Below are 13,488 nucleotides of genomic sequence, written 5' to 3' on the forward strand. Positions count from 1 at the left end.
CATGCAGCATGATGTAATTGGACACGTTTATCCGTGGCAGCAACAAGTTTGGGAAAACCTGACTGGTCGATTTCCCCAAATGGGGCATGGTTTATTATTTTTTGGTAAGCAGGGTTGTGGTAAAGAAGCTTTTGCACAGCAATTTGTGGCCTGGATTTTGTGCCAGCAGCGTGATGTACAATCACAGCCTTGTGGTGAATGTAGTAGTTGTCAGTGGTTAAAATCAGATACACATCCAAATTATGTCTATATCAGCACCGATGAAGAGAATAAAAAACAAAACGCGAAAATTAAGATCGAGAAGATCCGTGATTTATTACCTTTTGTCCAGCAAACGGTAGATGGTTGGCGGGTAATTGTGATTGAACCTGCTGAAGCCTTAAATATAGCATCATCCAATGCTTTACTAAAAACCTTAGAAGAGCCAGGTGATCGGATTGTGATTATTTTGCTGGCAGATCATTATCTTAAATTACCTGCAACCATTCGCAGCCGTTTACAGCATTTTGCTTTAGACCGTATTGATTCAGTGCAAGCCACAGCATATTTGCAGCAGCATTTACCTGATTTGGATGTAACTAAGCAACAATTGTTGATGAATCTGTCCAACCACATGCCATTGCAGGCTTTAGCGTTGGCAGAGGCGGCATGGCTTGAGCAACGTACAGATTTTCTTAAAGACTGGTATAGATTGGTCACTCAAAAAAATATGCCAATAGCAATCGCAACAAAATGGAACAAAGCGCTGAGTTTTACCGAGTTCAGTCAAATGTTTGAATACTTGTTGTGTGATTTAATTTGTGTCAAGCTAAATCAAAGCATTAAAAATCTAGATTTAAGCACTGCTTTGCAGCATTTAGCCGAACAATATGACTTGGAAAGTTTATTTGGCTTATATGCAGAATTACAGCAAACTAAGCCAATGCTTGAGCAAAACGTGCAAAGTAATCTGGTGCTTGATCAATTATGTATTAAGTTAATGAATATTTAAGGGGAAAATCATGCAACCACGTATGGGCGGTATTATTCAGGCCAATATTCCTGATCTTGAAACGCTATATTTAAGTTATATGCCATACGTTGTGGGCGGTGGCTTATTTGTACCCTCAAAACAACCTGTAAAAATGGGCGAAGAAATTTTTGTACTCGCGACTTTACCTGAGCAATCACAAAAAATTCCCCTAACAGGCAAAGTGATTTGGATTTCCCAAAAGCAAAATGGTATCAAATTACAGGGATTTGGCATTCAGCTCAGTGGTGAAAAAGGCGTTTATTACAAATCAGAAGCCGAAAGAATCCTTGCGGGGCTTAAGTCTGACAACCGTACAAGTTACACTATGTAGGTAGTTTGCTTTTAGGAAAAAATCGTGTTTGTAGATACACATTGTCATTTAACCATGTTGGATTTAAGCCCTTATGATGGTGACTTAGATGCAGCTATTGCACAGGCACGTCTCGCAGGTGTCTCTAAAATAATGGGTATCTCGGTTGAGTTGGACGATCATATCGCCTTGGCTGCAATTGCAGCTCGTCATGCTGATGTAGGTTATAGCGTTGGGGTACATCCCTGTGAAAATGCGGAAAATATGGCACGAGCTACCATAGAGCAACTGATAGCTTTGGCACAAGCAGACAAAGTCTGGGCTTTGGGGGAAACAGGTCTAGACTATTTTCACAGTACCGATTTTGTTGCGGAGCAAAAAGCCTGTTTTGCACGCCATATTCATGCCTCGCAAGCTGTGAAGAAACCAGTTGTAGTGCATACCCGCGCTGCCAAGCAAGACACGGTGGATATCATCCGTGCCGAAAAATCGACCCATGGCGTTTTACATTGTTTCACTGAAGATTGGGTAACTGCCAAAGCGGTGCTAGATTGCGGTTACTATGTGTCATTTTCGGGCATTGTTTCTTTTAAAAATGCACAAGATTTGCGGGATGTGGCCAAACAAGTGCCTTTAGATCGTGTGCTCATAGAAACAGACAGTCCATATTTGGCACCTGTGCCATATCGCGGTAAGACAAATGAGCCAAAATACGTTCCGTATGTAGCCAAAGCCCTAAGTGATGTATATGATAAGTCCTTAGAGGAAATGGCTTTCATAACAACACAAAACTTTGAAAACCTACTCAAAGGACATTAATTTACACGCTGGATGTGTGTAAATGTGGCGCATGTCCACGTGAGATATGAAAATTTTAATTGATAGAATAGTGAAAAGAGAGTTTATCGGGTGAAGATGGATCGTCAGGCTCAGTTTCGAGCAAGAGAAACGTTAATTTTCCAAGTGGCAGAGCAATTGCTTTTGGAAAATGGTGAAGCAGGAATGACTCTTGATGCTTTGGCAGCAGAACTGGATTTGGCCAAAGGGACTCTATATAAACACTTTCAAAGTAAAGATGAGTTGTACATGTTGCTCATTATTCGTAATGAGCGCATGTTGCTAGAAATGATTAAAGATGCTGAAAAGCAATTTCCAGAACATTTAGCATTTTTTATGCTGCATCACTTGCATCATCCTGAGCGCACTGTGCTTTTTCATCAAATTGAAGAGCGTCTTTCTACCACAGGTGTTGGCATTGGCTTGTTGTTTAGTGAACTCTATCAAGTTCGTAAAAGCCGATTACGCATTATTATCCGCATGACTGAACAATATTTAGAATCTATTCATAGTCACATGGAAGTACGTGACTATTTAGCTTCCATTTGGGCGTTGACGCATGGTGCGGCAGCTATTTTAAACTCAAGCTTTTATCAGCGTTATTTGGGTTCGCGGGATACTCTACGCGTGGCCTATATTGATCAGGCTTTGGCTATGCCAAAACAAGCACAGTCTTTTGAACAATTGACCTAATTAAAATATGAACACTCCACTGTCTTCGGTACGCGGTTTCACGCTCATTGAATTGATGGTGGTGATTGTGATTATGGCAATCATGGCATCACTGGTTTTAATGAATATTGGTGGTGTCGATCAGCGTAAAGCCATGCAGGCACGGGAAGTGTTTTTATTGGATTTGCGTCAACTGAACCGTGAAGCCAATGATCAAGCACGTATTTTTGCTTTAAATTTGCATACCGCAACCGATGTTTCTCCTGCACGCTATGACGTTTTGGAATATCAGCCTTACGCTTCAGAGCAGCAATTAAGCCTGCAAAATAATCAAAAATGGCAAACTTATACAGAATTTAAAACGAGAACTTTGCCTGAACAAGTTTCTATCCAAATTTTATCTTTAGAGCAAAATTATCCACAAGCGAATCAGAGTGAGTTATTGCAAAGTAATGCGCCTGCCTTGATTTGGCTGGGTAATGGTGAAGCCAAACCTGTGCGGATTCAATTTTATTTTGAACAACGCCCTGTAGGTGCGGAAATTGAAGTCGATCATTTAGGGAAAATCCATGAAAGTTAACGGATTTACACTGCTTGAAGTGATGGTCGCTTTGGCAATTTTTGCAACGGCTGCCATGGCCATGACTAAAGTAGCCATGCAGTACACTCAATCTACCGCAAACGCTATTTTAAGAACCAAGGCGCAATTTGTGGCCTTGAATGAAGTGGCATCTATGGAAATGAATCGCCAGTGGTTAAGTGGTACAGAGTCAAAACAGGTTACTCAGCAGGGTGAAACTTGGCAAATTGACAAGTCCACACAAGCGACCATTAGCCCAAATGTGCAACGTGTGGATATTCAAATCAGTTTATATAATACAGAGACTGGGCAGGTTGAAGCAGGGGTAACGTCTTTGGTGTTTTTTAATGCACGTGAGCAAAACCTATGAGTGCAAGAAAAGGCTTTACCCTAGTTGAGTTATTGGTTGCGATTGCCATTTTTGCTGTGCTGTCTGCATTGGGTTGGAAGGTGTTTGATTATTTATCTAAAGTCAAAGACCGCAATACCATGCATGAAGCCAATTTGGAGCAGTTGCAGGAAAGCTATCAGCAAATTTTACGTGATACCTTACAGGCTGTGCCTTTGGCTGCGAATGTAAAAGGGCAACAACAACCTGCATTGGTCTTACAAAATGGACGTTTTAATTTTAGTAAAACAGGTGTGACTGATCCTTTGCAACAAGGTATTTCACCGAATGAACGTGTCGAATATCAATATCGTGCCGATGAAAAAAAGGTGTATCGTTTAAAATATCGTAATTTGCATCAAACAGGGCATGACCAGCCTGAATCAAGCGTGTTGTTGGATCAGGTCGATGCGTTTGAAATAATGGTATTAAATCCTCAAACATTAAATAGCTGGCCTGAAAACCCGATCAATCCAAACCAAACCGAGCAGCTTCGACTTTTACCCAAAGGCGTAAAAATTAATTTGACTGTGCGTGATGTGCAGTATGAATGGGTTTTTAGTTTATTACAGACCGATTTTTTAAATAAAAATAATCAAAATAAATAAAGACAAAGGGCGGCCATGCGTTTACACCATACACAGACCTCACGCATTATCAAATCACAGCAAGGTATAGCCTTGATTACGATTTTGATGTTGGTTGCCTTAGCTACAATTTTGGCGGCGACCATTGCTAAACGACAAATGTATACCAGTGAGAATACTGCTTATTTAATGCGACAAAATCAGGCACTTTTGTATGCCAAAAGTGCTGAAGTATTTTTTTCAGAGTTGCTGCAAGATGATGCTAAAAATGCAGGGCAGGTCGATCATTTACAAGAAAACTGGGCGAAACCAATGCCACCATTTCCAGTCGAAGATGGCTATGTGTCAGGTGTGCTACAAGATGAGTCGGGTAAATTTAATTTAAATAGTTTGCTGACACCTGAAAATCAGATCAATGAAAAAGCTAAAAAGTATTTTGAAAAATTGTTGCAGCGGGTGGGTTTGCCTGCGCAGCTGAGTGAAGCGGTGATTGATTGGCAAGACCCGGATGATGAACCGAGTGGCGCAATGGGTGCAGAGTCGAGTTATTATCAAGGTTTGCCGCTGCCATATTTACCGCCCAATAATTTATTTCACAGTGTTGAGGAATTAAAACAAGTCCGAGGTTTCGAGGGCGGTAAATATCAGTTACTTACGCCTTATGTGAGTGCATTGCCAAAACGTGACACGACCATCAACATCAATACTGCACCAGCATTAGTGTTGGTGAGTTTAGATGAAAAACTGGATGTTGCTGCTATACAAAATTTATTAGACCGTCGCAATGCGAACTTAGAACATTTTAGTAACGTGAATGCGTTGTGGGAGTTGGAAGGCTTTCAGAATGTAGATGCGTCAATACGCAACGAGTTTTCAGGTTTGCTGGGTGTGCAATCTAATTATTTTAAAGCGAAAATAGAAGTGGTGTTGAGTGAGCGTAAACGACAATTTAGCAGTGAATTTGTACGTAGTGAGAAAACGGTTGATGTGGCATATCGAAGTTTGACGCCTTTTTAATTGGTTTTAAGTGGGCGAGCTTTGCTGAGCTTTTGATCTTAGCTCAAATTGACATGAGAACGCATCTTTAAATACTGTTATTGTCAGGCAATCTGAGGGCTAAAATTAGCTTATTGTTCACGTTTTGCATTATAATTATAAGGAATATCCCCCAAATATTGTGATGACCTAACGACACATGATAATTCGTAAGTTATTTAAGTTTGAAAATGCACATATTGTGCGTAATTGCACTTCCGACCGTTGCAAGCGCTCGATTCATGGTCATAGCTATAAAGTAGAATTGTTACTGAAAGCTTCCAAACTTGATCATGGTCAAATGGTGTATGACTTTGGCTTACTCAAAGGCGTTATTAAAGAATTATTTGATGCTTTTGATCATGCAATTTGTTTTTGGGAGCATGATGACCCTGAGTATATTCAGGCCTGCAAAAAATTTAGTGCACGTTGGGTATCTTTGCCTGTGTCACCATCGGCAGAGCAGTTTTCTCGCATTTTCTTTTATTTGGCACAGCAGGTATTGGCATCGACCATCACACAAAATGGGGAAGGTGATGTAGAGGTCTATTCTGTGATTGTGCATGAAACAGATACAGGCTATGCACAAAGCTTTTTAGAAGATATTGAAAATGCACAAATGGGTGAGTTGCAGTTAGCGCAAATCCATTTTTCTGATCAAGTGCAGGCAGAGTGGTCAGACCCTCAAATGTATGAAAAATTAAAACAGGGGATGAAGTTTCAAAACCCTAATGTTGAGTTACAAGTCAAACTTTAAACCAGACCATTAGACATCTACAAGGATTGATACAAGCATGTCTTTTACTGAGCAGCAATATGCGAGCTTAAACAAAGTCCAGTTGGATGACAGTTGGAAATACAGCTTGGCTGAATTTTTATTAAGTCCTCAAATGGATGCGCTACGTGAGTTTTTGTTGCAAGAAAAACAACAGAATAAGGTGATTTATCCACCAAGTTCGCTGATATTTAACGCTTTAAATACCACCCCTTTAAATCAGGTGAAAGTGGTTATTATTGGGCAAGACCCTTATCATGGGCCAAATCAAGCGCATGGACTCAGCTTTTCTGTGCAAAGAGGGGTTGCATTACCCCCATCTTTGCGTAATATTTTCCATGAGTTACATACAGATTTAGGTATACCTGTTCCACGCCACGGCGATTTAACCCATTGGGCGGAACAAGGGGTGTTGTTACTCAACAGTGTGTTAACTGTACAAGCAGGACAACCAACCTCGCACCAAAAGCAGGGTTGGGAAGATTTTACAGATCATGTGATTGATGTGTTAAATCAACAACGTGAGCATATTGTGTTTATTTTATGGGGCGCATATGCACAACGTAAGGGACAACGTATAGATCCGAATAAACATCTGATATTGAAGGCAGCACATCCATCGCCACTGGCAGCAAATCGTGGTGGTTTTTTTGGGTGTAAAGTATTTTCAAAATCAAATAATTATCTTAAACAAAATGGCATTGAGCCTATAGACTGGCAGCTGGACGCATGACACATTCTCCCATTTCAAAAGAATACCACCCAGATTTAATTGTAGAAGAAGCAAAAAATGGCTGGCGCATTGTGCGTTTAAATCGCCCAAAATCATTGCATGCTTTGGATGAATCAATTGTTTCTGCATTATTGGCAGTATTTGAAGACTTTCATACTGATGACAGTGTGAAAGCAATTTGGCTGGATTCGACTACACCAAAAGCATTCTGTGCAGGTGGTGATGTGCGTAAGTTACGCCAGTTGGTTATTAATGATGAAGTTGCAACCGCCAATAAATTCTTTGAGCAAGAATATGCACTGGACTTGTTGTTGCATAACTATGCCAAGCCAGTGTTGGTTTGGGGTGAAGGTTATGTGATGGGCGGTGGTTTAGGTCTCTTCATGGCTGCGCCATTCCGTTTGGTAACACCATATTCACGTTTAGCGATGCCAGAAATTAATATTGGCTTGTACCCAGATGTAGGCGCAACCCGCTTCTTGGCAGACCGTGGTGCGATTGGTTTGTTCACTGGTTTAACAGGTTCAATCATGACTGCAGCGGGTGCTTATGGTATTGGTTGGGCAACGCATATTTGTGATGCACAACGTGCAGCAGTGTTAGATAAAGTCATTAATATTGACTGGAATCATTACCCAGCAGGTGACTTCCGTGCCATTGATGACACCTTGAACAGTATGCATCGTCCTGTAGGCCCGGGGCCGTTACAAAACTCTTTAGATGTGATTCAAAGTGTGTGCCGTGGTGTGAGTTTTGAAAGTGATTACGAGTCGATTATTGGCTTGAGTGATGCGCGTAGTGACTGGTTGCGCCAAGCCAGCGAAAATCTACAAAAAGGTTCACCAACCACAGCTGCTTTAACTTGGTTGCTATGGCAATGGGGTAAGCAAGTTCATTCTTGGAATGAAGTATTTGAACTTGAAACTCAAATTTCTGACTGGAAAATCCGTCATGCAGATTTTGTAGAAGGTGTGCGTGCTCGTTTAGTCGATAAAGACTTGGCACCTGCGTGGCAACAAAACGGAAAGATTAATCTCAAAAATATTTTTGTAGATAATCCACCTGTGACCACTATTGAAAGCTGGAATGAATTGTTAAAGCAATACGAAATTATTTAATTTTTCATTCTATTTCGCTGTTATTTTAATGTCAGAACAACACTATAGTGATGAAGATTGGATGCAGCTTGCTTATGCGCAGGCTGCATTGGCTGCAGCACAGGGAGAAATTCCCGTGGGCGCAGTGATTGTGAGTCAAAACCAAGTGATCGGTGCGGGCTATAACGCACCTATTTCTTTACATGATGCAACTGCACATGCTGAAATTGTGGCTATCCGTGCCGCTTGCGCCAATATTAAAAACTATCGTTTACCGGAAGATGCAACCTTATATGTCACCTTAGAGCCTTGCACCATGTGTGTGGGGGCATTGATTCATGCGCGAATTAAACGGGTAGTGTTTGGCGCGACAGAACCCAAAGCGGGTTCATTAATCAGTGCCAGAAAGCTTTTAGAATCGGGATATTACAATCATATTTTTGAATTTCAATCAGGTTGTTTAGAGCAACAATGCTCAAGTCAGTTAAGTGATTTTTTTAAGATGCGTCGTGCACAAAAGAAACAACAAAAGCAGCAATCGCTGATAAATGACCTAGATGATCAAAAGCAAACCTGAGTTTTACTGCTAATTTACGTTAAACTGAATAACAGATCATTTAATAATTTATTCTCAGGTCTTACCATGAACGCCATTCAAATCAAAAAAGAATTTAATGCGCCTGTTGCGCAGGTTTTTGAATTACTGTCTAAACATGCGACATATAACATTGCCTTTGCGCCTATGCAGGTAGTGCGTGTGAAAGATTCAGCTGACCCTGAGCGCCCTGATGGAGTAGGTTCCGTACGTCGCATGGGTATTGGGCCAATTAAGCCTTTGCAGGAACAAATTACCTTGCTTGAACCAAATCAGCGTATTGAATATAAAATCATTAAAAACCCATTGATCAAACATCATTTGGGGGTCATTGAATTTCAGGATATAGCTGATAATAAAACTTTGGTGACCTACAGCATTGAGTTACAAACTCGTGTGCCATTTGTGAGTAAGGCTATTTTGGCTCAACTAAAAACTGCAATTAAAATTGGCTTGTCTAAACTGGCCAAATCTCTCTAAATCATTACGGAAACATCATGACCGTTCAAATTATTACCATTGATGGCCCAAGTGGCTCAGGTAAGGGTACCTTAGCTGCAAAACTGGCAGCACATTATCAATTTCATTTACTTGATTCAGGCGCTTTGTATCGTTTGCTTGGTTTGGCTTTGCATAAGCAAAATCTGTTAGATCGTTTAGATACAGAGTTGCAAGCGTGCATTAACATCGCAACGCACTTAAATATTCAATTCGTAACCCAATCAGACGCAACTCAAGTGCTACTAGATGGTGAAGATGTTAGCCAAACTATTCGTACTGAACGTGTAGGTGAGTATGCTTCTAAAGTGGCAGCTGTGCCAGAACTAAGAAGTGCATTGCTTGCCCGCCAGCACGCTTTTGCCCAATCACCGGGCTTGGTGGCAGATGGGCGTGATATGGCAACCAGTATTTTTCCTGAAGCACAGGCCAAAATCTATTTAACGGCTTCGGCGGAGTCACGTGCACAAAGACGTGTAAAACAGTTGCAGGGTATGGGGCTGGATGCTAAAATAAGCGACATTTTAGCGAATATCCAAGCTCGCGATAAACGTGACATGGAGCGCACTGTTGCTCCGCTTAAGCCGGCAGATGATGCTTACATCATTGATAGTTCTGAACTGAACATTGATGAAGTATTTGCATTAATGACGGCTTATGTCGATCAGAAGCTTGGTATTAGCCGCGCTTAATAGGCGTGAACCAATATATTCAGCGAACGCATAGCTTGATCAGTTTTATACGGACTATGTAGACGCTTAACTAAACCGGCCTTGTCTGATCCAAGACCGCTGACTTTATCAGGTATATCATGACCGAATCTTTTGCAGCCCTCTTTGAAGAAAGCGAATTAAACCTCAACGTTGAAAAGGGTGCTGTCATCCAAGGCGTTGTAGTAAGCATCGACTCTGACTGGGTAACAGTTGATACTGGCCTTAAATCAGAAGGCGTTGTAGACCGCGCTGAATTCTTAAACGAACAACGCGAACTTGAAGTTCAAGTTGGTGACACCGTTGATGTTGTTGTTGAAGCACTTGACAACGGTATGGGCCAAACTGTTTTATCACGTGAAAAAGCGAAACGTGCTGAAACTTGGACTAAACTTGAAAAAATCTTTGAAGACGGCGAAATCGTTACTGGTGTTATCTCTGGTAAAGTTAAAGGCGGTTTCACTGTAGACATCGGTCCAGTTCGTGCGTTCTTACCAGGTTCTTTGGTAGACACTCGTCCTATCCGTGACACAACTCACCTTGAAGGCAAAGAGTTAGAGTTCAAAGTTATCAAACTTGATGCTAAACGTAACAACGTTGTTGTATCTCGTCGTGCAGTGATGGAAGCTGAATCTTCAGCTGACCGTGAAGCACTTCTTGCTCAGCTTGAAGAAGGTCAAACTGTTACTGGTACAATCAAGAACCTTACTGACTACGGTGCATTCGTTGACCTTGGTGGTATTGATGGTCTTCTTCACATCACTGACATGGCTTGGAAACGTATCAAGCATCCATCAGAAGTGGTTGAAGTGGGTCAAGAAGTTACTGTTAAAGTACTTAAATTTGACAAAGAGCGTAACCGCGTATCTTTAGGTCTTAAGCAATTAGGCGAAGATCCATGGTTAGCGATCATGAGCCGTTATCCTAAAGGTTCTATCGTTAAAGCTCGCGTAACTAACTTAACTGACTACGGCTGTTTCGCAGAAATCGCTGAAGGCGTTGAAGGTTTAGTTCACGTTTCAGAAATGGACCACACAAACAAAAACATCCACCCATCTAAAGTTGTTCAGATTGGTGATGAAGTTGATGTTATGGTTCTTGAAGTTGACGAAGAGCGTCGTCGTATTTCTCTTGGTATCAAACAAACTCGTGCTAACCCATGGGAAGAGTTTGCTAAGAACCACGACAAAGGTGAAAAAGTTTCAGGTACTATCAAGTCAATCACTGACTTCGGTATCTTCATCGGTTTACCAGGCGGTATCGATGGTCTGGTTCACTTGTCTGACATTTCTTGGAACGAGCAAGGCGAAGAAGCTATCCGTCGCTACAAGAAAGGTGACACTGTTGAAGCGGTTATCCTTTCTGTAGACGCTGAAGGCAACCGTATCAGCCTTGGTATCAAGCAATTGAACAGCGATCCATTCAACGATTTCTTAGCTGCTAACGAACGTGGTGCTTTGGTTAAAGGTACTGTAACTGCTGTTGACGCTCGTGGCGCAACTGTTAAGTTAGCTGACGAAGTTGAAGCAACTCTTAAAGCATCTGAAATCAACCGTGATCGTGTTGAAGATGCAACTAAGTTCTTAGAAGTTGGTCAAGAAGTTGAAGCGAAAATCATCAACGTAGATCGTAAATCTCGCTCTATCAACTTGTCTATCAAAGCGAAAGACGAAGCTGAAGAGAAAGAAGCAGTTGCTAACTTGAAAACAGCAGCTAGCGGTCAAGACAATGGTCCTAAGACTATTGGTGATTTGATCAAAGCTCAAATGGGCAACTAAGTTGCGGGTAAACTGTATTGTTAATGTAAATTAACTAATACTTTTTACACAAATACTGTAAACGGTAGCGTAGTATTCAATTATTACGCTACCGTTTTGTATTTAAACAGGTTATTATCAGTTTTAGGTAAAAGTAGCTTGATAATTAAAGAGGTCGCAGATGACTATTGAAGCACTTAATAAGTCTGACTTGATAGAACGAATTGCTTTGAAAAATCCACATCTGGCTGAGCCATTGGTGGAAGAAGCTGTTAAGATAATGATAGATCAAATGATTGCATCACTATCGGCAGATAACCGAATTGAAATTCGTGGATTTGGTAGTTTTGCATTGCATCACCGTGAACCACGTGTAGGTCGTAACCCAAAAACAGGTAAGTCTGTAGAAGTTGCGGCTAAAGCTGTACCGCATTTTAAGCCGGGTAAAGCACTACGTGATGCAGTAAACGAATCGGCAAATAAATAAAATTCCTAGGGGTGTTTATGCGTTACGTTCTCGTCGCTATTTTAGTTATTCTATTTGGATATTCTCTGGCACTGGTTTTGCAAAACGGCACTGAACTTTCGGTGGATCTGTTGTTTACCCAAGTACCTGCTATGCGTTTGGGCTTATTATTACTAATCACGTTAGCACTTGGTTTAGTGTTGGGACTGTTGTTGGGTGTGCAAGTTTTCCGTGTATTCCAAAATAGTTGGGAAATTAAGCGACTACGTAAAGACATTGAACATCTGCGTAAAGAGCAAATTCATGCAGCTCAACTGGCTGCTGCTGAAGCTGCTGCACATACGCGCCATGAAAAAACAGTATTAGATGTGCATACAGAAGACCGTTCTTCTAATGCCCTTTAAATTAGCAAATTAAGTTAATTTAAAAGCAACACCCCAAGGTTTACTTTGGGGTGTTTTTTTATGCTTATATTTTTATAGTCATCTATTCCACTTATGATCAGATTTGAGCTGTCTTTTGACTATCTGCCTCATGCGAATCACTTTATAATAAGCATTATTTGTCTAATTCATAGGTAATTCTCTTGAGTATCATTGTTGCCCTCGATGCTAAAAGCCAATATGACGCCTTAACCATTGCAGAGCAGTTAGATCCTGCATTATGTCGAGTAAAAGTTGGTAAAGAGTTATTTACCCATGAAGGTCCAAGTGTAGTTAAAGCCTTGCATGCGCAAGGGTTTGAAGTGTTTTTGGATTTAAAATTTCATGATATTCCAAACACAACTGCGCAAGCGGTCTGTGCTGCAGCTGACTTGGGTATTTGGATGGTCAATGTGCACGCCTCTGGTGGCCGAAAAATGATGGAGACCTGCGTGGAGCGTTTAAAAGCGGGGAATTACCAAACACAACTGATTGCGGTGACTGTATTGACATCTATGGGGCGTGAAGATTTAAAAGACTTAGGTTTAGATATTGAGCCGTTTGAGCAAGTGCAGCGATTGGCTAAACTCACAAAAGATAGTGGTTTAGATGGGGTAGTATGTTCTGCACAAGAAGCAAAAATGTTGCGTGATACTTTGGGACAAGATTTTGCCTTAGTGACGCCAGGTATCCGCCCAGAAGGTGCTAACGCTGATGATCAAAAACGCATTGTCACACCCAAACAAGCCATGCTAGATGGTTCGACGCATTTGGTGATTGGTCGTCCAATTACCAAATCTGAGAATCCTCGTCAAACTTTGAAAGATATTTTAGCGACGCTTTAATTTTCCAATCTCTGACTCTCCAAAAGAGAGTAATTAACTATAACTAAAAATATAGACAAATATTTGCATAAGTGCTCATTTTGTCTATGTCTATTCAGTAGTGGCAAGGTGGGTATTTATTAGAGATTTAAATGATTATCTTTTGTATTTTAGGTGAGTGTCTTGGTAT

18 protein-coding genes are annotated in these 13,488 nt (G+C 41.0%); all 18 read left to right on the plus strand.

Annotated features, from left to right (window positions below):
• The first annotated feature begins 1 nt into the window (after position 1).
• Positions 2 to 991 carry a DNA polymerase III subunit delta' C-terminal domain-containing protein gene (locus tag HHA42_RS09495; protein WP_168419016.1) on the plus strand — a complete coding sequence of 330 codons (990 nt, stop codon included), beginning with the start codon at positions 2 to 4 and terminating at the stop codon, positions 989 to 991.
• 10 nt (positions 992 to 1,001) lie between these two features.
• Positions 1,002 to 1,343, plus strand: a complete 342-nt coding sequence (locus HHA42_RS09500; RefSeq protein ID WP_168419015.1) for a PilZ domain-containing protein — start codon at positions 1,002 to 1,004, stop codon at positions 1,341 to 1,343.
• A gap of 24 nt (positions 1,344 to 1,367) precedes the next feature.
• Positions 1,368 to 2,141: a TatD family hydrolase gene (locus HHA42_RS09505; protein WP_168419014.1), complete on the plus strand. Its 774-nt coding sequence runs from the start codon at positions 1,368 to 1,370 to the stop codon at positions 2,139 to 2,141.
• A gap of 96 nt (positions 2,142 to 2,237) precedes the next feature.
• Positions 2,238 to 2,852 (plus strand): TetR/AcrR family transcriptional regulator, encoded by a 615-nt coding sequence (locus HHA42_RS09510; RefSeq protein WP_168419013.1) that lies wholly within the window; start codon positions 2,238 to 2,240, stop codon positions 2,850 to 2,852.
• A 7-nt stretch (positions 2,853 to 2,859) separates the two neighbouring features.
• Positions 2,860 to 3,411, plus strand: coding sequence for a prepilin-type N-terminal cleavage/methylation domain-containing protein (locus HHA42_RS09515; RefSeq protein WP_168419012.1), 552 nt, complete (start codon positions 2,860 to 2,862; stop codon positions 3,409 to 3,411).
• Complete coding sequence (gene gspI / locus HHA42_RS09520) at positions 3,401 to 3,781, plus strand: type II secretion system minor pseudopilin GspI (protein ID WP_168419011.1); 381 nt, start codon at positions 3,401 to 3,403, stop codon at positions 3,779 to 3,781. The genes HHA42_RS09515 and gspI overlap by 11 nt, the downstream gene beginning before the upstream one ends.
• Positions 3,778 to 4,407: a type II secretion system minor pseudopilin GspJ gene (gene gspJ / locus HHA42_RS09525; protein WP_168419010.1), complete on the plus strand. Its 630-nt coding sequence runs from the start codon at positions 3,778 to 3,780 to the stop codon at positions 4,405 to 4,407. Before gspI ends, gspJ begins: the two co-directional genes overlap by 4 nt.
• Before the next feature lie 15 nt (positions 4,408 to 4,422).
• Positions 4,423 to 5,403, plus strand: a complete 981-nt coding sequence (gene gspK / locus HHA42_RS09530) for a type II secretion system minor pseudopilin GspK (RefSeq protein WP_171525205.1) — start codon at positions 4,423 to 4,425, stop codon at positions 5,401 to 5,403.
• 178 nt (positions 5,404 to 5,581) lie between these two features.
• Positions 5,582 to 6,178, plus strand: a complete 597-nt coding sequence (locus HHA42_RS09535) for a 6-carboxytetrahydropterin synthase (RefSeq protein WP_168419009.1) — start codon at positions 5,582 to 5,584, stop codon at positions 6,176 to 6,178.
• Between the two features lie 37 nt (positions 6,179 to 6,215).
• The gene (gene ung / locus HHA42_RS09540; protein ID WP_168419008.1) at positions 6,216 to 6,929 is read left to right on the plus strand and encodes a uracil-DNA glycosylase; all 714 of its coding nucleotides are present in this window, start codon (positions 6,216 to 6,218) and stop codon (positions 6,927 to 6,929) included.
• Positions 6,926 to 8,047 carry an enoyl-CoA hydratase/isomerase family protein gene (locus tag HHA42_RS09545; protein WP_168419007.1) on the plus strand — a complete coding sequence of 374 codons (1,122 nt, stop codon included), beginning with the start codon at positions 6,926 to 6,928 and terminating at the stop codon, positions 8,045 to 8,047. The genes ung and HHA42_RS09545 overlap by 4 nt, the downstream gene beginning before the upstream one ends.
• A gap of 28 nt (positions 8,048 to 8,075) precedes the next feature.
• A complete protein-coding gene (gene tadA, locus HHA42_RS09550) occupies positions 8,076 to 8,603 on the plus strand; it encodes a tRNA adenosine(34) deaminase TadA (RefSeq protein WP_168419006.1) in 528 nt (175 codons plus the stop codon).
• A 66-nt stretch (positions 8,604 to 8,669) separates the two neighbouring features.
• Entirely contained in the window at positions 8,670 to 9,101 is a 432-nt protein-coding gene (locus tag HHA42_RS09555) for an SRPBCC family protein (protein WP_168419005.1), read from the plus strand.
• Between the two features lie 17 nt (positions 9,102 to 9,118).
• The gene (gene cmk / locus HHA42_RS09560; protein WP_168419004.1) at positions 9,119 to 9,811 is read left to right on the plus strand and encodes a (d)CMP kinase; all 693 of its coding nucleotides are present in this window, start codon (positions 9,119 to 9,121) and stop codon (positions 9,809 to 9,811) included.
• Positions 9,812 to 9,930: 119 nt separating this feature from the next.
• Complete coding sequence (rpsA, locus tag HHA42_RS09565; protein WP_168419003.1) at positions 9,931 to 11,607, plus strand: 30S ribosomal protein S1; 1,677 nt, start codon at positions 9,931 to 9,933, stop codon at positions 11,605 to 11,607.
• A 160-nt stretch (positions 11,608 to 11,767) separates the two neighbouring features.
• Positions 11,768 to 12,073 (plus strand): integration host factor subunit beta, encoded by a 306-nt coding sequence (locus HHA42_RS09570; protein ID WP_168419002.1) that lies wholly within the window; start codon positions 11,768 to 11,770, stop codon positions 12,071 to 12,073.
• 17 nt (positions 12,074 to 12,090) lie between these two features.
• Positions 12,091 to 12,456, plus strand: a complete 366-nt coding sequence (locus HHA42_RS09575; protein WP_168419001.1) for a lipopolysaccharide assembly protein LapA domain-containing protein — start codon at positions 12,091 to 12,093, stop codon at positions 12,454 to 12,456.
• Between the two features lie 182 nt (positions 12,457 to 12,638).
• Positions 12,639 to 13,319 (plus strand): orotidine-5'-phosphate decarboxylase, encoded by a 681-nt coding sequence (pyrF, locus tag HHA42_RS09580; protein ID WP_168419000.1) that lies wholly within the window; start codon positions 12,639 to 12,641, stop codon positions 13,317 to 13,319.
• Positions 13,320 to 13,488 lie beyond the last annotated feature (169 nt).

The organism is Acinetobacter sp. A3 (genome assembly GCF_012371415.1).
Taxonomy (GTDB): domain Bacteria; phylum Pseudomonadota; class Gammaproteobacteria; order Pseudomonadales; family Moraxellaceae; genus Acinetobacter.

Bases quoted from the DNA above. Each gene is read 5' to 3' on its own strand.
- HHA42_RS09495 (WP_168419016.1), top strand. From the start codon at position 2: ATGCAGCATGATGTAATTGGACACGTTTATCCGTGGCAGCAACAAGTT.
- HHA42_RS09535 (WP_168419009.1), top strand. From the start codon at position 5,582: ATGATAATTCGTAAGTTATTTAAGTTTGAAAATGCACATATTGTGCGT.
- gspK (WP_171525205.1), top strand. From the start codon at position 4,423: ATGCGTTTACACCATACACAGACCTCACGCATTATCAAATCACAGCAA.
- ung (WP_168419008.1), top strand. From the start codon at position 6,216: ATGTCTTTTACTGAGCAGCAATATGCGAGCTTAAACAAAGTCCAGTTG.
- HHA42_RS09570 (WP_168419002.1), top strand. From the start codon at position 11,768: ATGACTATTGAAGCACTTAATAAGTCTGACTTGATAGAACGAATTGCT.
- cmk (WP_168419004.1), top strand. From the start codon at position 9,119: ATGACCGTTCAAATTATTACCATTGATGGCCCAAGTGGCTCAGGTAAG.
- HHA42_RS09510 (WP_168419013.1), top strand. From the start codon at position 2,238: ATGGATCGTCAGGCTCAGTTTCGAGCAAGAGAAACGTTAATTTTCCAA.
- tadA (WP_168419006.1), top strand. From the start codon at position 8,076: ATGTCAGAACAACACTATAGTGATGAAGATTGGATGCAGCTTGCTTAT.
- HHA42_RS09575 (WP_168419001.1), top strand. From the start codon at position 12,091: ATGCGTTACGTTCTCGTCGCTATTTTAGTTATTCTATTTGGATATTCT.
- gspJ (WP_168419010.1), top strand. From the start codon at position 3,778: ATGAGTGCAAGAAAAGGCTTTACCCTAGTTGAGTTATTGGTTGCGATT.
- HHA42_RS09515 (WP_168419012.1), top strand. From the start codon at position 2,860: ATGAACACTCCACTGTCTTCGGTACGCGGTTTCACGCTCATTGAATTG.
- rpsA (WP_168419003.1), top strand. From the start codon at position 9,931: ATGACCGAATCTTTTGCAGCCCTCTTTGAAGAAAGCGAATTAAACCTC.
- HHA42_RS09555 (WP_168419005.1), top strand. From the start codon at position 8,670: ATGAACGCCATTCAAATCAAAAAAGAATTTAATGCGCCTGTTGCGCAG.
- HHA42_RS09500 (WP_168419015.1), top strand. From the start codon at position 1,002: ATGCAACCACGTATGGGCGGTATTATTCAGGCCAATATTCCTGATCTT.
- gspI (WP_168419011.1), top strand. From the start codon at position 3,401: ATGAAAGTTAACGGATTTACACTGCTTGAAGTGATGGTCGCTTTGGCA.
- HHA42_RS09545 (WP_168419007.1), top strand. From the start codon at position 6,926: ATGACACATTCTCCCATTTCAAAAGAATACCACCCAGATTTAATTGTA.